This window comes from Variovorax sp. RCC_210, assembly GCF_041355175.1.
Classification (GTDB): Bacteria; Pseudomonadota; Gammaproteobacteria; order Burkholderiales; family Burkholderiaceae_C; genus Variovorax.
On sequence record NZ_JBFUPJ010000003.1, the window covers coordinates 340,035 to 364,601 of the forward strand.

Genomic DNA, 24,567 nt, shown 5'->3' on the forward strand with positions numbered 1-24,567 from the left:
CGGCTCCCTACTCGCAGAGCACCCGGATCGAAGCCGGAATCCCCACCGCCCGAATGCCGCCGCCTTCGCGCTTGGCCGCGAAGATGCGCACCTCCTCGCACTCGAGGATCAGGTCGCTCCCGCGCGTCACGCGGTAGGTCTGCACGAAGCTCTTCTCGCGCCACTCGGTGATGCGCACCGCGATGTGCAGCGTGTCTCCGTAGCTGGCGGTCTTCACGAAGCGGGTGTGGGTGTCCACCAGCGGCGTGCCGATGACGCCCAGGGTCTCGGTGGTTTCCTCCCAGCGCGGCACGCCGCACTCGGCGAAGAAGTGCCGCGAGGCCGCGTCGATCCAGCGGAAGAAGTTGGGAAACCACACGATGCCGGCCGGGTCGCAGTCGCCGAACTCGACGCGTGCGGTGTAGACGATTTCTTTGATGCTGTTGCTCATCAGCCCATTCTCGTCGGCAGCCACAAGGCAATGATGGGGAACGCGATCAGTATCACCAGCCGCACGATGTCGGTCACGATGAACGGCAGCACGCCCTTGAAGATGGTGGTGAAGCTCACGTCCTTCACCACGCTCTTGATGACGAACACGTTCATGCCCACCGGCGGATGGATGAGCCCGAGCTCCACGGTCATCACGATGATCACGCCGAACCAGATGAGGTCGAAGCCCAGGTGCACGATCACCGGGTAGATGATGGGCACGGTCAGGATGATCATCGCCATCGCGTCCATCAGGCAGCCCAGCACCAGGTACATGACCATGATGAGCGCGAGCACACCGTAGCGCCCGATGCCCAGCCCGGTCAGGAACTCGGTGAGCTTCTGCGGGCTCTGCGTGATGGTGAGGAAGTAGCCGAACAGCAGCGCGCCGATCAGCACCGTGAACACCGCCGCCGCCGTGCGCGTGGCCGACAGCAGCGCCTCGCGGATCTTCGGGCCGTCGAGCTTGCGCCGCACCAGCCCGAGGATGAACGCACCGCTCGCGCCCACGCCGCCGGCCTCGGTGGGCGTGAAGAAGCCGCCGTAGAGGCCACCGATGACGAACACGAACAGCACCAGCGGCGCCCACACGTTCTTCAGGTCCTTGAAGCGTTCCGACCACGGCTTGACCTCGCCGCCGGGCAGCCAGTCGGGCCGCAGCTTGACGATGATGGCAATGGTCATCACGTACATCGCCATGGCCAATATGCCGGGCACGATGCCCGCCATGAAGAGCTTGCCGATGTCCTGCTGCGTGAGGATGGCGTACACGGCCAGCACGGTCGACGGCGGCAGGATGGCGCCCAGCGTGCCGCCCGCGGCAATGACGCCGGTGGAGAACGACTGCGGGTAGTTGAAGCGCCGCATCTCCGGGTACGCCACCGCCGAGAAGGTGGCCGCCGTGGCCACCGACGAGCCGCAGATGGCCGCGAAGCCGCCGCATGCCACCACGGTGGCCACGCCCAGGCCGCCGCGCAGGTGGCCGATCATGGAGTTGGCGGCCTTGAACAGCTCGCGGCTCACGCCCGACACCGACACCAGCGCGCCCATGAGCATGAACATCGGGATCACGCCGAAGGTGTAGTCGGTCACGGTGCGCATCGAGGTCTGGCCCACCAGCTTCAGCGCCGGGCCGGGCCCGACCAGGTAGCTGTAGCCGACCACGCCCACGAGGCCCATTGCCATGCCGACCGGCACGCGCAACAACATCAACACAAACAGGGCAACGAAGCCCAGCACTGCCACTGCATCCGGGCTCATTCATCCGCCTTCTGTTCTGCGTGAACTTCTTCGAGTTGCTCAGGGTGAAAGATCAGCCGGTACGTGCGAATCGCGATGAGCAGCACCGCGCACACGTCGCCGGCCCAGGCCACCGCGTAGAAGGGCCAGGTCGGGATGTTCAGGTCGTAGGTCTGCACGTTGTCCACGTAGGTCCCGCGCACCTTGTCGAACAGCATGGCGGTCTGCACCGCCACCACGAACAGCAGCACCAGCGTGGCGAACACGTCGATGACGCGCTTCATGCGCGGGCCGGCCGCGGTCCACACCAGGTCGACGGTGATGTGCCCGCCGCGGTAGCTGGTGGCCGCGATGCCCCAGAAGATCAGGATGCCCAGCAGCATGCGGCCGAAGTCGTACGCGTCGGGAATCGAGGTGTCGAAGAACTTGCGCAGCACCACGGCCACGAAGATGTTGAGCGCGACGATCCCCACGAAGATGGCGGCGAGCCATTCGATGAGGTTGATCGCGCGGTCCATGTAGCTGGCGGACCGGGCGGTCATGGCTCAGAGCGCCGACTTGTACTTGGAAAGGCTGGCCTTCAGCGCGTCCATGACGGCCTTCGGGTCTTCGCCCACCTTCTTCACGCTGTCGGCCCATTGCGTCTCCGACGGTGCCGCTGCCTTGCGCCATGCGTCGAGCTGCTCGGGCGTGAGCTTGTAGATCTCGTGGCCGGGCAGCGCCGCCATCTTGGCGTGGCCCGCGAACTCGAAGTCGGCCCACGGCGCGGCCACCTTCTGCGCCCACTCGCTGGTGCAGTGGTCGTCCACCACCTTCTTCTGCGCGACGGACATGGCGTCGTACTTGCTCTTGTTCATGACCCACACGAAGGGCGTGACGTACAGCGGCGCGTCCATGTGGTACTTCACCACCTTGTCGATGCCGAACAGGCCGATGGAGCCCCACGGAAAGGTGATGGCGTCGGCCACGCCGCGCTCCAGCATGTCGCGCGACTCTGGCGCCGAGGCCTGCACGTTGGTGCCGCCCAGCGAGGTGATGAGCTGGCCCACGGTGCTGGTGGCCGGGCGCACCTTCATGCCCTTGACGTCGGTGGGCAGCGTGATCTTCTTGCGCGAGTGGAAGGTGCCGGGGTCGTGCACGAACGCGAAGCAGTACTTCACGTCCTTCATTTCCTTGGCCGCGTAGTTGCGGTACCAGGCGTCGATGGCGGCCGAGCCTTCCTTGCCGTTGGCGAACAGGAAGGGCAGCGAGGCACCGGCCATCACCGGGAAGCGGCCCGGCTGGTAGCCCGGGTTCACGTAGGAGAAATCGGCGATGCCGTCGCGCGCCATGTCGTAGTGGTCGAAGGCCTTGCCCAGCTGCTCCGACGGAAACAGGATGGCGGTGATGGTGCCGCCCGACTCCTTCTTGATGTCGTCGGCCCACGCCTGCAGCGCGGGGTTGAGCGGGTGCTGCGCGGGCACCCAGCTGGAGAGCTTGAGCTGCACGGGCTTGTCCTGCGCCTGCACGGCCGGCAGGCCGAGCGCCAGCGCGGCGGTGGCCGCGATCAGGGCCAGGGCGCGGGCCCTGGAACGGTGGGGGTGGCGGGTGGTGGTCATGGTCTCCTTCGTTATGTGTTTGAACTGGTTGCGCAATCTAGGCAGTCGCGCTCGCCGGGTATATGGAGGCTTTCCCGAGCGTGTTTTCGTTGCGCGCCGGCACGCTCGCGGCTTGTTCGGAAGGCGAACGGAATTCGCTCCGGTCGACATGGCGCGGGCCCAGTTCGCGCACCTGCGTGGCGCCCAGCAAGGTCATGGTGCGTTCGGTTTCCTGCGCCAGCAGCTGCAGCACGGCGAGCGCGCCTTGCTCGCCCGCGCAGGCCAGGCCGTAGACCGGCGCGCGGCCGACCAGCGTGCCGCTGGCCCCGAGTGCCAGCGCCTTCACCACGTCGCTGCCGCGCCGGATGCCGCCATCGACCAGCACCGGAATGCGCCCGCCGACCGCATCGACGATGCGCGGCAGCGCGGCGATGCTGGCCGGCGCCGCATCGAGCTGGCGGCCGCCGTGGTTGGAGACCACGATGCCGTCGGCGCCATGGCGCACGGCGCGCCTGGCGTCTTCCGCGCCGAGCAAGCCCTTGACGAGCAGCGGCCCGTCCCACAGCTTGCGCAGCCAGCCCAGGCTGTCCCAGGTGAGCGTGCGGTCCATGGTGCGCGAGAGCAGGGCGGCTTGCGCCTGGGCGGAGACGGGTGCCTCGTTGCCGCCGTCGCTGTCCTCGCTGTCACCGTGGTGGGGCAGCAGGTTCTCGAAGCGCGGCATTCCGCCCTGCGCCAGCCGCAGCAGCCAGCCGGGGTGGCGCGCCATGTCGAGCACGGTGGCCGGCGTGAGCCGCATCGGCACGCGAAAGCCGTGGCGCAGGTCGCGCTCGCGCAGCCCGCTGACCGGCACGTCGACCGTGAGCACCAGCGCCTCGAAGCGGGCGGCGCGGGCACGCCGCACCACGCGCTCGGCGATGGCGCGCTCGCCCATCACGTAGAGCTGCATCCACAGCGTGGCGTCGGGCGCGGCGGCGCGCACGTGGTCGATGCGGGTGTTGGACGCGGTCGACAGCACGAAGGGCACGCGCGCGGCCTGCGCGGCCGCCGCCATCAACGCGTCGCCGCGCGGGCGCACCAGGCCGGCCAGCCCGATGGGCGCGATGGCGAAGGGCGCGTTCCAGCGCCGGCCGAACAGTTCGATGCCGATGTCCAGCGCGCTGGTGTCGCGCAGGCACTCCGGCACCAGCGGCACGGCGTCGAGCGCGTCGCGGTTGCGCTGCAAGCAGCGCTCGTCTTCCGCGCCGCCGTCGATGTAGTCGAACACCAGGCGCGGCAGCACGCGGCGTGCGCGGCGCCGGTAGTCCTCGACGTTGAGCAGCAGGGTCATCGACGTGGCCTTGGTCGCTGGTCGCTGATCACTGATATCAGGCGCCGCCCGTGGGCTTGCGCTTCATCCAGCGGATCGGCTGGGCCTTGACGGGCCGCGCCGGCGCGCCGTGTTCGACCAGCGCGGCGTCGAGCGCGCGGCCCGCGTCGTCGGCCAGCGCGGCGTTGCGCGCCGCGGCCACGGCCTGCGCGCGCTCGGCCGCCGGCACGCCGGGCTGCGCCGCGAGGTGGTCGGTCACGTGCAGCAGGTTTTCCTTGCCGCGCTCGTTGGTGCTGCCGTAGCCCTTGATGAGCCGGCCGCACAACGCCAGCTCGTGCCCCAGCGCCCAGCCATCGCGCGTGCCGGCTTCCACTGCCGCGAGCCAGCGTTCGATCAGCGCCTGCTCTTCGCCGAAGCGGCTGCCGCGCCGGCGCAGCCAGCGCAGCGACGCCAGCAGCCGCAGCGACGCCATGCCCAGCACCGAATGGCTGCCCACCTTCAGCGGCAGCGCCCACGGCGCGAGGCCGCGCGCCTGCCGGCCGCGGTCCCACGCCGTCACGCGACGAGAGAGCCCTGGCGGCAGCAGCGCCGCGAACTCGGCGGCGCCGGGCTTGAAGTGGTCGTAGACCTTCAAGATGTCGTCGTCGCCCGCGCGCACTTCCTTGCGCACGCGCTGCGCACGGCTGGCGCGGCCCTTGAGCGCGGCCACGCGCACGATGTCGTCGAAGGCCATCCACAGCGCAAGCCAGCGCGCGGCCTCGCGGGTGATGGCGAAGCCTTGCGCGCCGGCCGGGTCGGCGGCGCGCTCTGCGTCCAGCACGCGGCCCAGGCGCTGCGCGTAGAGCGCGGCGTAGGCGGCGTCCTGGTAGTCGAGCACGCGCGCATGGCCCAGGGTGAGCATGTCGTGCACGGCCGGCGGAAAGCGGCGCGCCAGTTCGGCGGGCAGGGCGCTGGGCGGAGGCGGCGCGTCGTTGCCGTCGCCGGCCAGCACGCTGCTGACGAACGCGGCCTGCGCGCGCGGCGCGCTCACCGCGTCGAAGGCGGCGGCAAAGCCGCGCAGGCTGGCCGCGGCCATCCTGTTGAGCTTGTCGGGCGCGCTGGTGTCGCCGCCGCGCACCACGTGCTCGTAGGCCTCGCGCGGAAACGGAAACAGCCCGCTGCCGGCGATGGCGCCCAGCATCACGGCGCTGACCACCGTGCCGCTGTCGCGCGCGATGGCGTTCATGTCGAACACGTGGTGCTCGCGGCTGAAGGCCTTCACCACGTCGAGCAGGCGCTGCGCGTCGGCGCGGCCGTCGCCGGGCTCCATGCGCTCGGCGGTGGTGAAGATGCGCGCCGACGAGCTGATGACCAGCGTGCGCAGCGGCGCGCTCATGCCGTTGCCGACCTGGCGCGCGGTTTCCAGCAGCTCCGACGACACGATCGCGTCGAGCGCGCCGGGCACCGGGCTCAGGCTGAACACGGGGCGCCGGCCGCCCAGCTGCGCGAGCGGCACCGGGAACACCTCGATGTAGTAGGTGGTGGCGCCGGTGCGCTGTGCCACGCCGGGAATGGACGTGCTCTGCGCCGCGTAGCCGGCGTGGCGCGCAATGTCGACCAGCCATTCGGTCAGCACGCCGCCGCCTTCGCCGCCCAGCGCGCACACGAGCAAGGTGAGGGGCCTGTTCTGTTCCATGCCTTGGCCCCTCACGCCGGTTGCAGTGCGCGCACCAGGCCGCCGCGCAGCGCATGCAGCAGGCGCTCGTGCCACTTGGGGTTCTGCACCACCTCGGCCCGGTAGAAGCTGGGGCACAGCGTGGCCGCATGCGCGTTGGCGCCGCACAGGCCGCAGCCCACGCAGCCGTCGATCACGGTGGCCACCGGGTCGACCTTCAGCGGGTCGGGGTTGTCCTTCAGCGTGAGCGTGGGGCAGCCCGACAGGCGAATGCAGGCGTGGTCGCCGTTGCACACGTCTTCGTCCACGCCGTACTTCACGCGCACCACGCGCTCGCCCTTTTTCAGCAGGCTCGCGAGCCAGGGCTTGATGCGGCGCTGGCGCTCCAGCTGGCACTCGCCCTCGGCGATCACCACCTTCAGGCCGTTGAAGTCGCTGGTGAGCGCCTCGGTCAGCGTCTTGCGCATGCGCTCCACGTCGTAGGTGGTCACGGTGCGCATCCACTGCACGCCCAGGCCCTTCAGCGTGGCCTCGATGGTCTGGTTCTTGTCGACCAGGCTCTGCTGCTTGTCGACGGCGCGCTCCTTCACCTCGTCGTCGGGGGTGGAGATGATGTCCTGCGTGCCGGTGGCCGAGGTGTAGCCGTTCTTGAAGATCAGCAGCACTGCGTCGTCGCCATTGAAGAGGGCGCTCTGCACGCCGGTGAGCAGGCCGTTGTGCCAGAAGCCGCCGTCGCCCATGATCGACAGCGTGCGCCGGTTCATCATGGGCGCCACGCCCGCGCGGCTCGCCAGGCTCATGCCGTAGCCCAGGATCGAATGGCCCATCGAGAAGGGCTCGAAGGTGCCGAAGGCGTGGCAGCCGATGTCCGCCGCGATGTGCACCGGCCCTGTCTCCTGCTGCGCCAGCTTCAGCGCCGAGAACACGGGCCGCTCCGGGCAGCCGATGCAGAAGCTGGGCGGCCGGTTGGGCAGCGGCGTGCTCAGCTGGCGGGCCACGGCCTCGCGGCGCTCGCGGTTGCCGGCGAGCCAGGCCCGCGCGGAAGAGGCTGCGTCGCTGGCTTCGCTGGTGCCGTTGCTGTCGTTGCTGTTGTTGCTGTCGTCGGTGTTGCTGGCCGCGATGTACTTCGCCACGAAGGCGCCGATGCCGCCCGACAGCACCTCCACGCCGTACTCGCCCGCCGCGGGCAGCAGGTCCTTGCCGTGCAGCGGCGTCTGGATGTCGCGCCGGCGCAGCAGCGTGGCGATGTCCTGCTCGATGTACTCGGGCTGGCCTTCTTCCACCACCAGCACCGCGCGCTTGCCCACGCAGAAGTCGGCCACCTGCTCGGGCACCAGAGGGTAGGTCACGTTCAGCACCAGGATGGGAATGTCGGTGTCGCCGAAGGCGTCGGCCAGGCCCTGCTGCTGCAGGCTGCGGATGAGCGCGTTGTACAGCCCGCCCTGCACCACGATGCCCAGGTCGGCATGCCGCCCGCCCGGAATCAGTTCGTTCAGCCTGTTCTCAACGATGTAGCGGCGCGCCGCGGGAATGCGCGCGTCGCCCTTGAGCTTCTCGTGGCGGAAGGTGACGGGCGGGTGCGCCAGGCGCATGTAGTCGAAGCCGGCCGGCTCGGTCATCAGCGCGCGCGTGGACACGGCCGGCGCCACGTTGTCCTTGCACTCGAAGCTGCCGCGCACGTGGCAGGTGCGGATGCGCAGCTCCATCAGGCAGGGCATGTTCGACGCCTCCGACAGCCGGAAGCCTTCCTCGACCATGCGCACCATCACGCCCAGGTCGGGCCGCGGGTCGAGCAGGCACATGCTCGACTTGAGCGCGTAGGCGTGCGTGCGCTCCTGGATCACGCTGGCGCCTTCGCCATAGTCTTCGCCCACCACCACCAGCACGCCGCCGGTCACGCCGGGCGACGACAGGTTCGACAGCGCGTCGGCCGCCACGTTGGTGCCGACGATCGATTTCCAGGTGACCGCGCCGCGCAGCGGGTAGTGGATGGAGGCGCCCAGCATGGCCGCGGCCGAGGCCTCGTTGGAGCAGGCTTCCACGTGCACGCCCAGTTCGTCCATGTAGGCCTTGCCCTGGACCATGACGTCCAGCAGGTGCGACACCGGCGCGCCCTGGTAGCCGCCGACGTAGGCCACGCCCGACTGCAGCAGGCCCTTGGTGATGGCGAGGATGCCCTCGCCGTGGAAGGTATCGCCGGCGCCCAGGCGCAGCATTTCCACTTCCTTGCTGAATGAAACTTCCATCGTGTCTCGTCGTTATGTGGCGCCGCACGGCCATGTGGCGCTGTGCGGCTCCGTGCGGCTCGGGGGATGAGCGGGAACAGGGCGAGTGTGGTCACGCCGGGGCCATACTTCAATAAAATAATCCGGCTATCCAATATGAAATCCGTGCATATCGACGCGGTCGACCTCAACCTGCTGCGGCTCTTCGATGCGGTCTATCGCACCCGCAACGTGAGCCGCGCGGCCGAGGCGCTCGGCCTCACCCAGCCCGCGGCCAGCCATGGCCTCACGCGGCTGCGCCTGCTGCTGGGCGATGCGCTGTTCACGCGCAGCCCCGGCGGGGTGGCGCCCACGCCGCGCGCGCAGCGGCTGGCGGAGTCGGTGCAGTCGGCGCTGTCCCTGCTGCAGCAGGCGCTGAGCGAGCCCGAGCGCTTCGAGCCGGCGGCTTCGCGCAAGCTGTTTCGCATCCACATGAGCGACATCGGGGAAGGCCGCTTCCTGCCGGCGCTGATGGCGCGGCTGCGCGAGCTGGCGCCCGGCGTGAGGGTGGAGACCATGCCGCTGGCCACTGGCGACATCGCCGCCGCGCTGGACAGCGGCAAGGTCGACTTCGCCTTCGGTTTTTTGCCGCGCGTGAAGGACACGCAGCGCACCCAGCTGCTGCGCGACCGCTACATCGTGCTGCTGCGGCGCGACCACCCGTTCGTGAAGCGGCGGCGCAGCGGGCAGGCGCTGCTCGCGGCCCTGCAGGAGCTCGACTACGTGGCCGTGCGCACGCACGCGGACACGCTGCGCATCCTGCAGCTGCTGAACCTGGAAGACCGGCTGCGCCTGACGACCGAGCACTTCATGGTGCTGCCGGCCATCGTGCGCGCCACCGACCTGGCGGTGGTGATGCCGCGCAACATCGCGCGCGGCTTCGCCGAGGAGGGGCACTACGCCATCGTGGAGCCGCCGTTTCCGCTGCGCGACTTCACGGTGTCGCTGCACTGGAGCAAGCGCTTCGAGGCCGACCCGGGCAACCGGTGGCTGCGCCAGGTCATCACCGCGCTGTTTTCGGAAAAGGCCAAGGCATGAACCGGCCCAGGGTTCATGTACAGGTCAGGCTCGGCATGCAACCATCGGGACGAACATGAAAAAACGCATTCCCTCCTTCCTGCGCCACGTCGGCCCGGGCGTCGTCACCGGCGCAGCCGACGACGACCCGTCCGGCATCGCCACCTACACCCAGGCCGGCGCGCAGTTCGGCACCGGGCTGCTGTGGACGGTGTTCCTGTCGCTGCCCTTCATGGTCGCCATTCAGCTGGTGTCGGCGCGCATCGGGCGGGTCACGGGCAAGGGCGTGGCGGCCAACCTGCGCGAGCACATGCCGCGCGGCTTCCTGGTGGTGCTGGTGTTCCTGCTGGTGGTGGCCAACACCATCAACATTGCCGCGGACATCGCGGCCATGGGCGAGGCGCTGCAGCTGGTGGTGGGCGGCGGGGCGCACTTTCATGCGCTGGTGTTCGGCGTGGTCACGGTGCTGCTGCAGGTGTTCGTGCCGTACCGCAAGCTGGCGCACATCCTGAAGTGGCTCACGCTCACGCTGTTCGCCTACGTGGCGGCGGTGTTCGTGGTGCAGGTGGAGTGGTCGCACGTGCTGCACGACCTGGTGGTGCCCAGGCTGCAGTGGAGCGGCGACTACTGGATGATGATCGTCGCCCTGCTGGGCACCACCATCTCGCCCTACCTGTTCTTCTGGCAGGCCTCGCAAGAGGTGGAAGAGCTGCGCCTGAAGGGCGGCCAGCGCGGTAACGACGTGGAGGTGCGCCACGACCTGAAGCGCGTGCGGCTGGACACCTGGGTGGGCATGACCTTCTCGAACCTCATCGCGTTCTTCGTGATGGTGGTGGGCGCGTCGGTGCTGTATTCGGCCGGGGTGCACGACGTGACCTCCGCCGCGCAGGCGGCCGAGGCGCTGCGCCCGCTGGCCGGCGACTTCGCGTTCTGGCTGTTTGCCGGCGGCATCATCGCCACCGGCTTGCTGGCCGTGCCGGTGCTGGCTTCGTCGGCCGCCTACGCGGTGGCCGAGGCCTTCGGCTGGGAAGAGGGGCTGGAGCGCCACTGGCGCGAGGCCAAGGAGTTCTACGGGATCATCGCCGTGGCCACGCTGGTGGGTACGGCGCTCGACTTCACGCCCATCGACCCGATGAAGGCGCTGTACTGGAGCGCGGTCATCAACGGCGTGGTGGCCGTGCCGATCATGGCGGCCATGATGATCCTGGTGACCCGCGAGAAGGTGATGGGCGTGTTCACCTCCGGCCGGCGCACCCGCTGGCTGGGCTGGGGCGGCACGGCGCTGATGGGGTTCGCGGCGTTGATGATGGGCTGGGACCTGGTGCGCTGAGCGGGCCGCGGCGCGATCCGCAGGTTCACGCCTGCGGCGCGATAGCGCGATAGCGCGATAGCGCGGTGCCGCGTCTTCGCGTCTTCAGCGCGGTATTCTCGGGACGCCTTCCCGCCTCGCGCCTCGCCGCTTTCCCGGTCTTTCGAATGTTCGCTCCGCACCCCTTGTCCCGCTTTTTCCCGGCCCCGCATTTCCAGCCCCCGTTCGCCACCGCCCCCGTGTTCGTCGCGGCCGGCGCTTGCCGCTGACGACGGTCCCGGTGCAAGAAATCATTTCCCAGGCCGGCCCGGTGGCGGTCTTCATGGCCTGCGTGGCACTCGCCACCTACGCGCAGAACCTCACCGGCTTCGCCTTCAGCCTCATCCTGCTCGGGCTGGTGTCGGTGTTCCACATCGCCAGCGTGAGCGACACCGCCAACGCCGCCACGGTGCTGAGCCTGGTCAACGCCTGGACCTACTTTCGCGCCCGGCCCGGCGTGGTGCCCTGGCAGCTGATGAAGCCGGCGCTCAACGGCAGCACGGTCGGCGTCATCGTCGGGCTGATGCTGCTCACCTGGTTGAGCGGCGGCGCGGTGAACTGGCTGCGCGGGCTGCTGGGCGTGTCGATCCTGGGCTGCGCCGTGCTGCTGGTGCTGCAGGGCCGGCCGCTGCCGGCGGTGTCGGGGCCGCGCAGTTTCGCGCTCATCGGCGGGCTGTCGGGCGTGCTGGGCGGGTTGTTTTCCAGCTCGGGGCCGCCCATCGTCTTCCACATGTACCGCCAGCCGCTGGACCGCGAGCTGGTGCGGCGCGCGCTGCTGCTGATGTTCGGCTTCAGCTCGCTGGTGCGGCTCGTGATCGTGGTGCCGACCGGGCACTTCTCGGCCTACTCGGCGCTGCTGTCCGGCTGCGCCGTGCCGGTGGTGTACGGCGTGACGCGGCTGCACCACCGCCTGCCGAACAAGCTGCAGCCGCGCACGCTGAAGTGGCTTGTGGGCGGGCTGCTGGCCGCGGCGGGCACGACGCTGGTGGCTTCCGCCGGGCTGGCCATCCGCGCGGGCTGACGGCAACTGGCCCCTCGGGCATGGCCCGGCGGCCCGGGTGGCCCGGTAATTGCAGCGCTGCGCCAAGGGTTTCCCCGTACGTGGCATACCAGCCCCCACATACGCTTTATGGGCGACCCCGTATGCAGGGCACCGAACAAGTCGCTAACGTCCATGACTGACCCACAACGGGTCCCCCACGAGCCCCACAAAGCATGAGCACCGAGAGCAGCAGCCACACACTTCCGCAGGTCCAGCCGGCCCAGCCGATCCGCTTTTTCCATCGCGGCAAGATCGTCGACGTCACCGGCGTCCACCCGACCCGTTCCGTGCTCGACTGGCTGCGCGAAGACGCCCGCTGCACCGGCACCAAGGAAGGTTGCAACGAAGGCGACTGCGGCGCCTGCACGGTGGTCATCGGCGAGCTGGCCGGCGGCACCGACGCCCCCGGCGCCATCAACGGCCTGAGCCTGCAGACCGTCAACGCCTGCATCCAGTTCCTGCCCACGCTGCACGGCAAGGCGCTGTTCACGGTGGAAGACCTCAAGGGCCAGTTCAAGGCCAGCGCGGCCGGCAAGATCGACAAGGCAGCTGAAAACGCCGCCGACAAGAAGCACCACGCCGTGCACACCCTGCACCCGGTGCAGCAGGCCATGGTCGACTGCCACGGTTCGCAGTGCGGCTTCTGCACCCCCGGTTTCGTGATGTCGCTGTGGTCCACCTACGAGCACCACCAGGTCGAAGGCACCCAGCCCACGCGCCAGCAACTGGCCGACGACCTGTCGGGCAACCTGTGCCGCTGCACCGGCTACCGCCCGATCCTGGACGCCGGCCAGCGCATGTTCGACCTGCCCGCCGTGCGGCTCGACACCCGACCCGTGGTCGCCGCGCTCACCGCGCTGAAGAACGACGGGCTCGACTACGCCGCCCCGCTCGGCGCCCGCATCGACCACTTCCACGCGCCCAAGACCCTGGCCCAGCTTGCCGCGCTGCGCGAGCAGAAGCCCCGCGCCCAGCTGCTGGCCGGCTCCACCGACGTGGGGCTGTGGGTCAACAAGCAGTTCCGCGACCTGGGCGACATCATCTACGTGGGCGACGTGGCCGAGATGAAGGTCATCGAGGACCGCGCGGGTGGTTCGGATGCTGCAGACAGTTCAGGCCATGCAGGCGGCGAGCTCTACATCGGCGCCGGCGCTTCGCTGGAATCGGCCTTCGCCACGCTGGTGGCGCGCGTGCCCAGCCTGGCGGACGTGTGGCTGCGCTTTGCCTCGCCGCCCATCCGCCATGCCGGCACCATGGGCGGCAACGTGGCCAACGGCTCGCCCATCGGCGATTCGCCGCCGGTGCTGATGTCGCTCGACGCGCAGATCGAGCTGCGCCGCGGCGCCGCGGTGCGCCGCATGCCGCTGAGCGAGTTCTACCTGGACTACATGAAGAACCAGCTGCAGCCCGGCGAGTTCGTGCAGGGGCTGGCCATTCCGCATGCGGCGCTGCGCCGCCAGGTGCGCGCCTACAAGATCAGCAAGCGCTTCGACTGCGACATCTCGGCGCTGTGCGCGGGCTTCGCCATCGAGTTCGAAGAAGGCGGCGACACGGTGAAGGCCGTGCGCCTGGCCTTCGGCGGCATGGCCGCCACCGTACGGCGCGCCACCAACGCCGAGGCCGCCATCCTCGGCAAGCCCTGGACGCAGGCCAGCGTGGCCACCGCCAAGCTGGCGCTGGCGCAAGACTTCAAGCCGCTGTCGGACATGCGCGCCTCGGCCGACTACCGGCTGCTGGTGGCGCAGAACCTCGTCCAGCGCCTGTGGCTGGAAACCCGCGCCGAAGACGCCCTGTCGCTGGAAGAAACCAGCGTGTGGAGCGTGATGCCCCATGCCCCCAACGTAGCCGCGCAAGGCGTCTGACCATGAACAAACCCATCGACGCCCGCCTGCTGCAGCCCGCCGAGGCCTTTGCCGACTACCTTGCCAACACCGCCGCGCGCATCGACGTGGGCGCCGAGGCGCTGGCCCACGAGCGCGGCATGCGCGTGGGCATCAGCCGCCCGCACGAGTCGGCGCACCTGCACGTGGCCGGCGAGGCCACCTACATCGACGACATTCCCGAGCTGGCCGGCACGCTGCACTGCGCGCTGGGCCTGTCGCCGGCCGCCAACGGCCGCGTGACGGCGCTGTCGCTGGACGCCATTCGCGCCATGCCTGGCGTGGTCGCGGTCATCACCGCCGAGGACATTCCGGGCACCAACGACTGCGGCTCGATCATTCACGACGACCCCATCCTGCTGCCCGTGAACGACGGCGGCGAAATCCGCTACCTGGGCCAGCCGGTGTTCGCCGTGATCGCCGAGACGCGCGACGCGGCCCGCCGCGCCGCCGCCAAGGCGAAAGACGCGCTGACCATCGAGGCGCAGCCGCCCGTGCTCACCCCGCAGGCTGCCCACGAGCGCGGCCAGTACGTGGTGCCGCCGATGCACATCGTGCGCAGCGGCGGTGCCGCCAACGGTGGCGACGAGGCCGTCGTGCGCGCGGCCATCGCGCAGGCGCCGCGCCGCCTGAAGGCCACGCTGGACGTGGGCGGGCAGGAGCAGTTCTACCTCGAGGGCCAGATCAGCTACGCCATTCCGAAGGAGGGCGGCGCGCTGCACATCCACTGCTCCACGCAGCACCCGAGCGAAATGCAGCACCTGGTGGCGCACGCCATGCACCTGCAGTCGAACGAGGTGCATGTGGAATGCCGGCGCATGGGCGGCGGCTTCGGCGGCAAGGAATCGCAGTCGGCGCTGTTCGCCTGCGTGGCGGCGGTGGCCGCGCGCCAGCTGCAGCGCCCGGTGAAGCTGCGGCTGGACCGCGACGACGACTTCATGGTCACGGGCCGGCGGCACTGCTTCTGGTACGAGTACGAAGTGGGCTTCGACGACGAAGGGCGCATCCTCGGCGCGGAAATCACCATGGTGTCGCGCGCCGGCCATTCGGCCGACCTGTCGGGCCCGGTGATGACGCGCGCGCTGTGCCACTTCGACAACGCCTACTGGCTGCCCAACGTGGCCATGCACGGCTTCTCGGGCAAGACCAACACGCAGAGCAACACCGCGTTCCGCGGCTTCGGCGGCCCGCAGGGCGCCATCGCCATCGAGAACATCATGGACTCGGTGGCGCGCGAGCTGAAGCACGACCCGCTCGACGTGCGGCGCGTCAACTTCTACGGCAAGGCCGAGAACAACGTCACGCCCTACCGCCAGACCGTGACCGACAACATCGTCCACGAACTGGTGGCCGAGCTGGAGGCCAGCAGCGACTACCGCGCGCGGCGCGAAGACATCGCGGCCTTCAACAAGAAGAGCACCGTGCTCAAGCGCGGGCTGGCGCTGGCGCCGCTGAAGTTCGGCATTTCGTTCAACGTGAAGCACTTCAACCAGGCCGGCGCGCTGGTGCACGTGTACACCGACGGCTCCATCCTGGTGAACCACGGCGGCACCGAGATGGGCCAGGGCCTGAACACCAAGGTGGCGCAGGTGGTGGCGCACGAGCTGGGCGTGAGCTTCGAGCGGGTGCGCGTCACCGCCACCGACACCACCAAGGTGGCCAACACCTCGGCCACGGCCGCCTCGACCGGTGCCGACCTGAACGGCAAGGCCGCGCAGGACGCGGCCCGCCAGATCCGCGAGCGGCTGGCCGATTGCGCGGCCGAGCGCCATGGCGGCAAGGCCGGCGAGGTGCGCTTCGCGAACGACAAGGTCGAGGTCAACGGCCGAACGCTGGCCTTCAGCACCGTGGTGGGCGAGGCTTATCTCGACCGCAAGCAGCTGTGGTCCGACGGCTTCTACGCCACGCCCGGCCTGAGCTGGGACAAGGACAAGATGCAGGGCCGCCCCTTCTACTACTACGCCTACGGCGCGGCGGTGAGCGAGGTGATCGTCGACACGCTCACCGGCGAGTGGAAGCTGCTGCGCGCCGACATCCTGCACGACGCGGGCAAGTCGCTGAACCCGGCGGTGGACATCGGCCAGGTCGAGGGCGCCTTCATCCAGGGCATGGGCTGGCTCACCACCGAGGAGCTGGTGTGGCACCCGCAAAGCGGCAAGCTCACCACGCATGCGCCCAGCACCTACAAGATTCCGACGGCCAACGACTGCCCGCCGGTGTTCAACGTGCGCCTGTTCGAAGGCCAGAACTTCGAGGACTCCATCCACCGCAGCAAGGCCGTGGGCGAGCCGCCGCTGCTGCTGCCGTTCTCGGTGTTCTTCGCGATCCGCGACGCGGTGTCCGCTGCGGGCGGGCACAGGGTCGATCCGCCGCTGAAGGCGCCGGCCACGAGCGAGTCGATTCTTCGCGCCATCACGGTGGTGCAGGGCGCCGCGGCCGAATGACAGCGGGCCGTGCTCGCACGGTCCGAGCTTTCTTCAACCCCCCGGTTTCGCCAAATGTCGCGCTGTATAACTGTTCGCACAGACAAGAAAGGTGTGAACAGCCATGAGAGACCAAGCGCTTTTCGACAAGATCGACCTGCATCTCATCCGGGTGCTCCACACCGTGCTGACCGACCGTAGCGTCTCGCGCGCCGCCATCCGCCTGGGCATGTACCAGCCGGCGGTGTCGGCCGCGCTGAAGCGGCTGCGCGAGCTCTCGGGCGATCCGCTGCTGGTGCGCTCGGGCTCGGGCATGGTGCCCACCGACGCGGGGCTGCGCATGATCGAGCCGGCCGCGAGCATCCTTCGCGCGGCCGAGATGCTGTTCTCGGACGCGCGCGGCTTCGACCCGCAGTCCGCGGCCACCACCTTCCGCATCGCGGCCAGCGACTACATGGACCCGCTGTTCCTGCCCATGCTGGTGGCGCAGGTGAAGCGCGACGCGCCGCTGTGCCAGATCGAGATCCACGCGCTCTCGCCCGACTCGGACTACCACGGCCACCTGGCGCTGGGCCAGGTCGACCTGGTCATCGGCAACTGGCTCAAGCCGCCGGAAGACCTGCACATGGCGCGGCTGTTCGGCGACGAGGTGGTCTCGCTGGTCAACAAGGACCATCCGGCGGTGCGCCGCGGCTGGGACCTGGAGACCTGGCTGGCGGCCGAGCACATCGCGCCCACGCCCATGCACCCGGGCGGGCGCGGCATCATCGACCAGATGCTCGACGAGCTGGGGCGGCAGCGCAACATCACGGCGCGCTGCGCGCACTTCGGCCTCATTCCCGACATGGTGGCCTCCAGCCTGCTGGTGCTGACCACCGGGCGCCAGTATTGCGAGCGCTTCGCCGCGCGGCTGCCGCTGAAGATCCTCGACTGCCCGGTGGCGCTGCCCCGGCTCATGTACTACCAGCTCTGGCACGAGCGCACCCATTCGTCGAGCTCGGCGCGCTGGCTGCGCGACTGCATCAAGGGCGTGGCGGCGTCGCTGCGCCCACCAAGCGTCGCGCTGCACACGCCAGGCGCCGCACTCTCCACCATGCCGGCCCCGGTGCACCCGCCCGCCGCCGAGCCTGACACCTCCGATCCCTGAGAGATCCCCGTTCGCGCCGGCGTCGTGAGCGGGGCAACGATGAAGAAAACCGCCACTACAACAGCTGGAGACAAGCGAAATGAGTACGTTTGAACAGGCGCCGCAAGGCGCCGAGCCCCGCGCGCCGGGGCATGTCGAGTCCGCGCCTGCGCGTGCGGCTGTGGGCAGCGCAAGCGGCTCGGGCCTGCTGGAGCGGGTGTTCAAGCTCGCGGAGCACAACACCACCGTGCGCATCGAGCTGGTGGCGGGGCTGACCACCTTCCTCACCATGGCCTACATCATCTTCGTGAACCCGAGCATCCTCGGCGACGCGGGCATGCCCAAGGGCGCGGTGTTCGTGGCCACCTGCATCATCGCGGCGCTGGGCACGCTGATCATGGGGCTGTACGCCAACTACCCGATCGCCATGGCGCCGGGCATGGGGCTGAACGCCTACTTCTCCTACGTGGTGGTGCTGGGCATGGGCTACACGTGGCAGGTGGCGCTGGGGGCCGTGTTCATCTCGGGCTGCCTGTTCCTGGTGGTGACGGTGACGGGGCTGCGCAAGCTGATCATCGACGGCATACCGCATTCGCTGCGAACGGCCATCACCGTGGGCATCGGCATGTTCCTGGCGCTGGTGGCGCTGAAGAGCGCGGGCGTGGTGGCGGCGTCGCCGGCCACCTTCGTCACGCTGGGCGACCTGCACACGCCGCCGGTCATCCTGGCGACGCTGGGCTTCTTCATCATCGTGGTGCTCGACCGGCTCAAGGTGCGCGGCGCCATCCTCATCGGCATCCTGGCGGTGACGGTGCTGTCGTTCTTCGTGGCCGACAACAAGTTCCACGGCGTGTTCGCGGCGCCGCCCTCGGTGGCGCCCACCTTTCTTCAGCTGGACATCATGGGCGCGCTGAAGGGCGGCATCCTGAACGTGGTGCTGGTGTTCTTCCTGGTCGAGATGTTCGACGCCACCGGCACGCTCATGGGCGTGGCCAAGCGCGCCGGCCTGCTGGTGCCCGGCAAGATGGAGCGCATGAACAAGGCCCTGCTGGCCGACAGCGGCGCCATCTTCGCGGGCTCGCTGCTGGGCACCTCGAGCACCACGGCCTATGTGGAAAGCGCCGCCGGCGTGCAGGCCGGTGGGCGCACCGGCCTCACGGCGGTGGTGGTGGCGCTGCTGTTCCTGGCCTGCCTGATGATCTCGCCGCTGGCGGGCTCGGTGCCGGCCTACGCCACGGCGCCGGCGCTGTTCTTCGTGGGCTGCCTGATGCTGCGCGACCTGGTCGAGCTCGACTGGGACGACACCACCGAGGTGATTCCGGCCGCGCTCACCGCGCTGGCCATGCCCTTCACCTACTCGATTGCCACGGGCCTGGCCTTCGGCTTCATCTCGTACGCGGTGCTCAAGCTGTTCACCGGACGGGCACGGGAAGTGCATGTGTCGGTGTGGATCATCGCGGCGGTGTTCCTCTTCAAGTTCGCGTACGTCGGCGCCCACTGAGGCGCTGTCACCGAGGCTCCATCGGGCATTCCGGGGAGCCGCGGCCGGGGAAGGGCGGGGGGTGGAGACGCTATTAAACTTATAGCTGTACACCGCCCCCGTCGATGTTGAACGAGACAACCCACGAAGAACCGGCATGACAACCCCCAGACTCCAGCTCGCGCACATCACCAAGCGGTACCCCGCGGTGGTGGCCAACAGCGACATCTCCCTGTCGGTCGCGCCCGGCGAAATCCATGCCGTGCTCGGCGAGAACGGGGCCGGCAAGTCGACCCTGATGAAGATCATCTACGGGTCGGTCAAGCCCGACGAAGGCACCGTCACCTTCGACGGCCAGGCCGTCAACCTGCGCAACCCGCAGCAGGCCAGGGCGCTGGGCATCAGCATGGTGTTCCAGCACTTCAGCCTGTTCGACACCCTTACCGTGGCCGAGAACGTGTGGCTGGGGCTGGACAAGTCGCTGCAGCTGGCCGAGGTGGCGCGCAGCATCACGGCCAAGGCCAGCGAATACGGGCTCGACATCGACCCCGCGCGCCCGGTGCACACGCTGTCGGTGGGCGAGATGCAGCGGGTGGAAATCATCCGCTCGCTGCTCACCAACCCCAAGCTGCTCATCCTCGACGAGCCGACCTCGGTGCTCACGCCGCAGGCGGTCGTCAAGCTGTTCACGGTGCTGAAGAAGCTGTCGTCGGAGGGCTGCAGCATTCTCTACATCAGCCACAAGCTGCACGAGATCCAGGAGCTGTGCAGCGCCTGCACCGTGCTGCGCGGCGGCAAGGTCACGGGCGTGTGCAACCCGCAGAACGAGAGCACGCAGTCGCTGTCGCGCCTGATGATCGGCAGCGAGCCGCCGCCGCTGCAGCACCGCCCGGTGCACGCGGGCGCCGTGGCGCTGCGCGTGCAGGGGCTGTCGCTGGCGCGCGAAGACCAGTTCGGCATGGACCTCGACGGCATTTCGTTCGACGTGCGCGCGGGCGAGGTCGTCGGCATTGCCGGCGTGTCGGGCAACGGGCAGCGCGAGCTGCTGTACACGCTGTCGGGCGAAGACGTGCGCGCCGAGGCCGCCATGGTGCGGGTGTTCGACAAGCCGGCCGGCCGGCTGCGCCCGCGCGCGCGCCGCGCACTGGGCCTGCACTTCGTGCCGGAAGAGCGGCTGGGCCGCGGCGCCGTGCCCACGCTGGGGCTCGCGCACAACCTGCTGCTCACGCGCAGCGACGCGGTGGGCCGGGGCGGCTGGATTCGCACCGGCGCGCTGGAGCGCCAGGCCCGGGGCATCATCGAGCGCTTCAAGGTCAAGGCCGGCGGCCCGAAAGCAGCCGCTCGCTCGCTGTCGGGCGGCAACCTGCAGAAGTTCATCGTCGGGCGCGAGATCGACGCCAACCCCAAGCTCTTCATCGTCTCGCAGCCGACCTGGGGCGTGGACGTGGGCGCCGCCGCGCTCATCCATGCCGAAATACTCGCGCTGCGCGACGCCGGCTGCGCCGTGCTGGTCATCAGCGAGGAGGTCGACGAGCTGTTCAACATCTGCGACCGCCTGCACGTCATTGCCAAGGGCCGGCTGTCGCCGTCCATCGACCGCGCCGCGGCCACGCTGCCGCAGGTCGGCGAGTGGATGAGCGGCCTGTGGGACGCCGCAGGCGCGGCCCCCGCCACGAAGGAAGCAGCCCATGTTTAAGCTCGAACCCCGCCCGGAGCTGTCGCGCTTCTGGAGCTACGCCTCTCCGATCCTGGCGCTGCTGATCACCGTGCTCATCGGCGTGGCGCTGTTCGCCGCGCTCGGCAAGGACCCGGTGAAGGGCCTGCTGGTGTTCTTCTACGAGCCCATCAAGAACGGCTACGCCATCGGCGAGCTGATGGTCAAGGCCACGCCGCTGCTCATCATCGCGCTGGGGCTGGCCGTGTGCTTCCGCTCGAACGTGTGGAACATCGGCGCCGAGGGGCAGTTCGTGTTCGGCGCCATCGCGGCGGGCGGCGTGGCGCTGCTGGCCGACAAGAACACCGGCCAGTGGATCGTGGCGGCCATCCTGGTCGCGGGCATCCTGGGCGGCATGGTGTGGGCGGGCATCGTCGCGTTCCTGCGCGACAAGTGCAACGCCAATGAAATCCTGGTGAGCCTGATGCTCGTCTACGTGGCCACGCTGCTGCTGGGCTACATGGTCTACGGGCCCTGGAAAGACCCGCACGGCTACAACTTTCCGCAGTCGAAGACCTTCGAGGCGGTCACGCAGATACCGCGCCTGTTCAAGGGCTCGCGCGTGACCATCGGGCTGGTCATCGCGCTGGTGGGGGCGGGCGCGCTGTGGGTGTTCCTGTTCCGCACGCGCGCGGGCTTCGCGCAGCAGGTGGGCGGCCTGGCGCCCGCGGCCTCGCGCTACGCCGGTTTCTCGGCGCGCCGCGCGGTGTGGATCGCGCTGCTCACCTCGGGCGGCGCGGCCGGGCTGGCCGGTGCGCTCGAAGTGGCCGGCCCGCTGGGCCAGCTCACGCCGTACGTGCCCGCGGGCTACGGCTTCGCGGCCATCATCGTGGCCTTCGTCGGGCGGCTGCATCCGGTGGGCATGATCTTCTCGGCCATCCTGATGAGCATGTTCTACATCGGCGGCGAGCTCGCGCAGTCGCGCCTGGGGCTGCCCAAGTCGCTCACCGGCGTGTTCCAGGGCCTGCTGCTGTTCACGCTGCTGGGCTGCGACACGCTCATTGCCTACCGCATCCGGCGCAAGGCCGCCGCCAAGGCAGCCGCGGCCATCACCTCCGGCACGGCCTCGCTGCAGGCCAGCACACCGATCACCGCGCCTGTCGCGAGCGTCACCGAAGGGGGCCACTGACCATGGAAAGCTACGCACTCCTGCTCGGCTCCACCTTGAGCGCGGGCACCGTGCTCGCCATTGCGGCGTTGGGCCTGCTCATCAACGAGAAGGCCGGCATCGTCAACCTGGGCGCCGAGGGCCTGATGCTGTGCGCGGCCATCGCGGGCTTCGCCACCGTGGTCGTCACGCACAACCCCTGGCTGGGCTTTCTGGCCGGCATGGCGGCGGGCGCCTTGCTGGCGGCCTTTTTCGGCGTGCTGGTCATCTGGCTCAACACCAACCAGTACGCGACCGGCCTGGCGCTGAGCCTGTTCGGCGTGGGCTTCTCGGCCTTTGCCGGCATCAACTTCGTGCAGGCCAAGCTGCCCGAAAGCGTGTCCTACGCGATTCCGGTGCTCAGCGACATTCCGCTGGTGGGCCCGGCGCTGTTCCGCCATCACCCGATGGTGTATTTCGCGGTGGTGCTCACCGTGGGGCTCATCTGGTTCCTGTACCGCACGCGCGCTGGGCTGGTGCTGCGCTCGGTCGGCGAGTCGCCCGAGTCGGCGCATGCGCTGGGCTACCCGGTGCGGCGCATCCGCTTCCTGGCGGTGATTGCCGGCGGCGCGCTGTGCGGGCTGGCGGGCGCCTACCTGTCGACCGTGTACACCCCGCTGTGGGTCGAGGGCATGGTGGCGGGGCGCGGCTGGATCGCGCTGGCGCTCACCACCTTCGCCACCTGGCGGCCGATGCGCGTGCTGCTGGGCGCGTACCTGTTCGGCGGCGTGTCGATGCTGGGCTTTCACCTGCAGAGCAGCGGCGTCGACGTGCCGGCGCAGTTCCTCAGCATGCTGCAGTACATCGCGCCCATCGTGGTGCTGGCGCTGATCTCGCGCAACCCCGCGTTCATCCGCGCGAACATGCCGGCTTCCATCGGGAAACCGTTCTACCCCGGCTCATAATCGCGTTTTTCGTTTTTCCGCCAACCCGTCCTTTTTTGAGGATTTTCGACAATGAATGATCTGAACAAGCGCTCCCTGCTCAAGCTGGCCGCCCTCACGGCGGTCGCTTCGGCGGCCCTGATCGGCTGCGGCAAGAAAGAAGAAGCGGCAGCACCGGCAGCGGCGCCCGCACCGGCTCCGGCACCCGCCGCGGCCGCGCCGGCACCGGCAGCGCCGCTGAACGTGGCGTTCGCGTACATCGGCCCGGTCGGCGACGGCGGCTGGACCTTCGCGCACGACAACGCCCGCAAGGCGCTGGAGAAGGAATTCGGCGACAAGATCAAGACCACCTTCGTCGAAAGCGTGCCCGAAGGCGCCGACGCCGAGCGCGTGTTCCGCGACATGGTCGGCCAGGGCAACAAGCTCATCTTCGGCACCACCTTCGGCTACATGGAACCCATGCTGAAGGTCGCGGCCGACAGCAAGGACGTGAAGTTCGAGCACGCCACCGGCTACAAGACGGCCGAGAACATGCGCACCTACGACAGCCGCACGTACGAAGGCGCGTACATGGCCGGCGTGATCGCCGGTGCCATGACCAAGAGCAACACGCTGGGCGTGGTCGGCTCGGTGCCCATTCCCGAAGTGCTGCGCAACATCAACAGCTTCACGCTGGGCGCGCAGTCGGTCAACCCGAAGATCACGACCAAGGTCGTGTGGGTGAACGAGTGGTTCAGCCCGCCGAAGGAAACCGAAGCCGCCACCGCCCTCATCAACGGCGGCGCCGACGTGCTGTTCCAGAACACCGACTCGCCGGCCGTGCTGAAGACCGCGCAGGAAAAGGGCAAGCGCGCCTTCGGCTGGGACTCCGACATGACCGCCTACGGCCCCAAGGCCCACCTGGCCTCGGCCACCATCAACTGGGCGCCGTACTACATCAAGGCCACGCAGGAAGCGCTGGACGGCAAGTGGGCCACCGGCCAGGCGTGGTGGGGCGTGAAGGAAGGCGCCATCGACCTCGTGTCGATCGCCGAAGACGTGCCGCCCGAAGCCAAGGCCAAGGTCGAGGAAGTGAAGAAGGGCCTGAAGGACGGCAGCTTCGTGATCTGGAAGGGCCCGATCCTGGGCCAGGACGGCAAGGAAGTGGTCGCCAAGGACGCCGTGGCCGACGACAAGTTCCTGTCGGGCGTGAACTTCTACGTCAAGGGCGTGGAAGGCAAGGTGCCGGGCGGCGACAAGAAGTAATTCAGCAAGTCAGTTTCAGGCTGACCGGTTCACGGGCCACCCCTGCAAGGGGGTGGCCCGTTGTCGATTCTGGACAGGCCCGAACGCAGGGAGATGCAAGAGATGAATTCGAGTTGCAAGTGCGGGCGCAAAGATCGCCGGGGTGCGTGGTGCATGAAGCGCCGTGTCTTCGAATGGCGCGCGGCGCTGCTCGGCCTGCTCGCGCTGGTCGCCATGTGGGCCGCTCCGGCGAGCGCCATGGACGCCGCCGAGCGGCGCGCGGTGCTCGACGCGGCCCGCCCGGTGGCGGCCGGCAAGGCGGGGCAGCCCGTCAGGATCAAGGTCGGCGTGTTGAACGTGGACGCCGGCTGGGCCGTGCTGACTGGCGAGCTGGTGTCGCCTTCGGGCGGCTCGCCCGACTGGGCGAAGACCGAATGCCATCCGGACCTGGACAAGATGCTGTGGGTGGTGCTGAAGAAATCCGCGGGCCAATGGAAGGTCAAGGAAATGGACATCTGCGCCAGCGAGCCGCCGTACTGGTACCTCACCCGGCTCGAGTGGCCCTGCGGCGTCTATGCCGGGCTGGACGCGGGCGGAGACGACGGGCCGCTGGAAAAACAATGCCGTGACCAAAAGAAGAGGGCGGGCCGCCGCTGAGAGGCTTCACTCGGTGTCCCCTGGTGTCCTCTGGTATTTGCGAGAGGGCGATCGCAGCCAGGACGGAGCTGGCCCGCGACTGAAACCGGCCCCCGGCGATGACCCGTGTCATCA

Annotated in this window: 19 protein-coding genes; 12 read left to right on the top strand and 7 right to left on the bottom strand. The window is 69.1% G+C overall.

Features of this window, described 5'->3' with window-relative positions; all coding sequences use genetic code 11:
* Positions 1-7: 7 nt before the first annotated feature.
* From AB6807_RS13600 to AB6807_RS13630, 7 genes are read right to left on the bottom strand one after another with little or no spacing between them, the layout of a single operon-like run.
* Entirely contained in the window at positions 8-430 is a 423-nt protein-coding gene (locus AB6807_RS13600) for an acyl-CoA thioesterase (protein ID WP_116913383.1), read from the bottom strand.
* Positions 430-1,731 (bottom strand): TRAP transporter large permease, encoded by a 1,302-nt coding sequence (locus tag AB6807_RS13605; protein WP_371084979.1) that lies wholly within the window; start codon positions 1,729-1,731, stop codon positions 430-432. Before AB6807_RS13605 ends, AB6807_RS13600 begins: the two co-directional genes overlap by 1 nt.
* Positions 1,728-2,252, bottom strand: a complete 525-nt coding sequence (locus tag AB6807_RS13610; RefSeq protein WP_371084980.1) for a TRAP transporter small permease — start codon at positions 2,250-2,252, stop codon at positions 1,728-1,730. The genes AB6807_RS13605 and AB6807_RS13610 overlap by 4 nt, the downstream gene beginning before the upstream one ends.
* A 3-nt stretch (positions 2,253-2,255) precedes the next feature.
* Complete coding sequence (locus AB6807_RS13615) at positions 2,256-3,308, bottom strand: TRAP transporter substrate-binding protein (protein WP_371084981.1); 1,053 nt, start codon at positions 3,306-3,308, stop codon at positions 2,256-2,258.
* A 37-nt stretch (positions 3,309-3,345) separates the two neighbouring features.
* Positions 3,346-4,614, bottom strand: a complete 1,269-nt coding sequence (locus tag AB6807_RS13620; RefSeq protein WP_371084982.1) for an alpha-hydroxy acid oxidase — start codon at positions 4,612-4,614, stop codon at positions 3,346-3,348.
* A gap of 37 nt (positions 4,615-4,651) precedes the next feature.
* Positions 4,652-6,268, bottom strand: coding sequence for an indolepyruvate oxidoreductase subunit beta family protein (locus tag AB6807_RS13625; protein WP_371084983.1), 1,617 nt, complete (start codon positions 6,266-6,268; stop codon positions 4,652-4,654).
* Positions 6,269-6,279: 11 nt separating this feature from the next.
* Positions 6,280-8,493 carry a thiamine pyrophosphate-dependent enzyme gene (locus tag AB6807_RS13630; protein WP_371084984.1) on the bottom strand — a complete coding sequence of 738 codons (2,214 nt, stop codon included), beginning with the start codon at positions 8,491-8,493 and terminating at the stop codon, positions 6,280-6,282.
* Between the two features lie 135 nt (positions 8,494-8,628).
* Between AB6807_RS13630 and AB6807_RS13635 the strand changes: the two genes are divergently transcribed.
* The 12 genes from AB6807_RS13635 to AB6807_RS13690 all read left to right on the top strand — a co-directional run bounded on the left by AB6807_RS13635 (position 8,629) and on the right by AB6807_RS13690 (position 24,453).
* Positions 8,629-9,549, top strand: a complete 921-nt coding sequence (locus AB6807_RS13635) for a LysR family transcriptional regulator (protein ID WP_116913378.1) — start codon at positions 8,629-8,631, stop codon at positions 9,547-9,549.
* A 55-nt stretch (positions 9,550-9,604) separates the two neighbouring features.
* Positions 9,605-10,858, top strand: coding sequence for an NRAMP family divalent metal transporter (locus AB6807_RS13640; protein WP_116913377.1), 1,254 nt, complete (start codon positions 9,605-9,607; stop codon positions 10,856-10,858).
* A 259-nt stretch (positions 10,859-11,117) separates the two neighbouring features.
* On the top strand, positions 11,118-11,897 hold the full coding sequence (locus tag AB6807_RS13645) for a TSUP family transporter (RefSeq protein ID WP_371084985.1): 780 nt from the start codon (positions 11,118-11,120) through the stop codon (positions 11,895-11,897).
* A gap of 194 nt (positions 11,898-12,091) precedes the next feature.
* A complete protein-coding gene (gene xdhA / locus AB6807_RS13650) occupies positions 12,092-13,780 on the top strand; it encodes a xanthine dehydrogenase small subunit (RefSeq protein WP_371084986.1) in 1,689 nt (562 codons plus the stop codon).
* Positions 13,781-13,782: 2 nt separating this feature from the next.
* The gene (gene xdhB, locus AB6807_RS13655) at positions 13,783-16,242 is read left to right on the top strand and encodes a xanthine dehydrogenase molybdopterin binding subunit (RefSeq protein ID WP_371084987.1); all 2,460 of its coding nucleotides are present in this window, start codon (positions 13,783-13,785) and stop codon (positions 16,240-16,242) included.
* Positions 16,243-16,345: 103 nt separating this feature from the next.
* Positions 16,346-17,368 (top strand): LysR family transcriptional regulator, encoded by a 1,023-nt coding sequence (locus AB6807_RS13660; RefSeq protein WP_371084988.1) that lies wholly within the window; start codon positions 16,346-16,348, stop codon positions 17,366-17,368.
* Between the two features lie 79 nt (positions 17,369-17,447).
* A complete protein-coding gene (locus AB6807_RS13665) occupies positions 17,448-18,848 on the top strand; it encodes an NCS2 family permease (RefSeq protein ID WP_286514957.1) in 1,401 nt (466 codons plus the stop codon).
* Positions 18,849-18,984: 136 nt separating this feature from the next.
* A complete protein-coding gene (locus AB6807_RS13670) occupies positions 18,985-20,523 on the top strand; it encodes an ABC transporter ATP-binding protein (protein ID WP_371084989.1) in 1,539 nt (512 codons plus the stop codon).
* A complete protein-coding gene (locus tag AB6807_RS13675; protein ID WP_371084990.1) occupies positions 20,516-21,670 on the top strand; it encodes an ABC transporter permease in 1,155 nt (384 codons plus the stop codon). Before AB6807_RS13670 ends, AB6807_RS13675 begins: the two co-directional genes overlap by 8 nt.
* A 2-nt stretch (positions 21,671-21,672) precedes the next feature.
* The gene (locus AB6807_RS13680) at positions 21,673-22,593 is read left to right on the top strand and encodes an ABC transporter permease (protein WP_116913371.1); all 921 of its coding nucleotides are present in this window, start codon (positions 21,673-21,675) and stop codon (positions 22,591-22,593) included.
* A 51-nt stretch (positions 22,594-22,644) separates the two neighbouring features.
* Positions 22,645-23,817, top strand: coding sequence for a BMP family ABC transporter substrate-binding protein (locus AB6807_RS13685; protein WP_371084991.1), 1,173 nt, complete (start codon positions 22,645-22,647; stop codon positions 23,815-23,817).
* Between the two features lie 153 nt (positions 23,818-23,970).
* Positions 23,971-24,453 (top strand): hypothetical protein, encoded by a 483-nt coding sequence (locus AB6807_RS13690; RefSeq protein ID WP_371084992.1) that lies wholly within the window; start codon positions 23,971-23,973, stop codon positions 24,451-24,453.
* Positions 24,454-24,567: the final 114 nt, after the last annotated feature.

Excerpts from the sequence above, each read along its gene's own strand:
- AB6807_RS13600 (WP_116913383.1), bottom strand. The coding sequence starts at position 430 with ATGAGCAACAGCATCAAAGAAATCGTCTACACCGCACGCGTCGAGTTC.
- AB6807_RS13605 (WP_371084979.1), bottom strand. The coding sequence starts at position 1,731 with ATGAGCCCGGATGCAGTGGCAGTGCTGGGCTTCGTTGCCCTGTTTGTG.
- AB6807_RS13610 (WP_371084980.1), bottom strand. The coding sequence starts at position 2,252 with ATGACCGCCCGGTCCGCCAGCTACATGGACCGCGCGATCAACCTCATC.
- AB6807_RS13615 (WP_371084981.1), bottom strand. The coding sequence starts at position 3,308 with ATGACCACCACCCGCCACCCCCACCGTTCCAGGGCCCGCGCCCTGGCC.
- AB6807_RS13620 (WP_371084982.1), bottom strand. The coding sequence starts at position 4,614 with ATGACCCTGCTGCTCAACGTCGAGGACTACCGGCGCCGCGCACGCCGC.
- AB6807_RS13625 (WP_371084983.1), bottom strand. The coding sequence starts at position 6,268 with ATGGAACAGAACAGGCCCCTCACCTTGCTCGTGTGCGCGCTGGGCGGC.
- AB6807_RS13630 (WP_371084984.1), bottom strand. The coding sequence starts at position 8,493 with ATGGAAGTTTCATTCAGCAAGGAAGTGGAAATGCTGCGCCTGGGCGCC.
- AB6807_RS13635 (WP_116913378.1), top strand. The coding sequence starts at position 8,629 with ATGAAATCCGTGCATATCGACGCGGTCGACCTCAACCTGCTGCGGCTC.
- AB6807_RS13640 (WP_116913377.1), top strand. The coding sequence starts at position 9,605 with ATGAAAAAACGCATTCCCTCCTTCCTGCGCCACGTCGGCCCGGGCGTC.
- xdhA (WP_371084986.1), top strand. The coding sequence starts at position 12,092 with ATGAGCACCGAGAGCAGCAGCCACACACTTCCGCAGGTCCAGCCGGCC.
- xdhB (WP_371084987.1), top strand. The coding sequence starts at position 13,783 with ATGAACAAACCCATCGACGCCCGCCTGCTGCAGCCCGCCGAGGCCTTT.
- AB6807_RS13660 (WP_371084988.1), top strand. The coding sequence starts at position 16,346 with ATGAGAGACCAAGCGCTTTTCGACAAGATCGACCTGCATCTCATCCGG.
- AB6807_RS13665 (WP_286514957.1), top strand. The coding sequence starts at position 17,448 with ATGAGTACGTTTGAACAGGCGCCGCAAGGCGCCGAGCCCCGCGCGCCG.
- AB6807_RS13670 (WP_371084989.1), top strand. The coding sequence starts at position 18,985 with ATGACAACCCCCAGACTCCAGCTCGCGCACATCACCAAGCGGTACCCC.
- AB6807_RS13675 (WP_371084990.1), top strand. The coding sequence starts at position 20,516 with ATGTTTAAGCTCGAACCCCGCCCGGAGCTGTCGCGCTTCTGGAGCTAC.
- AB6807_RS13680 (WP_116913371.1), top strand. The coding sequence starts at position 21,673 with ATGGAAAGCTACGCACTCCTGCTCGGCTCCACCTTGAGCGCGGGCACC.
- AB6807_RS13685 (WP_371084991.1), top strand. The coding sequence starts at position 22,645 with ATGAATGATCTGAACAAGCGCTCCCTGCTCAAGCTGGCCGCCCTCACG.
- AB6807_RS13690 (WP_371084992.1), top strand. The coding sequence starts at position 23,971 with ATGAAGCGCCGTGTCTTCGAATGGCGCGCGGCGCTGCTCGGCCTGCTC.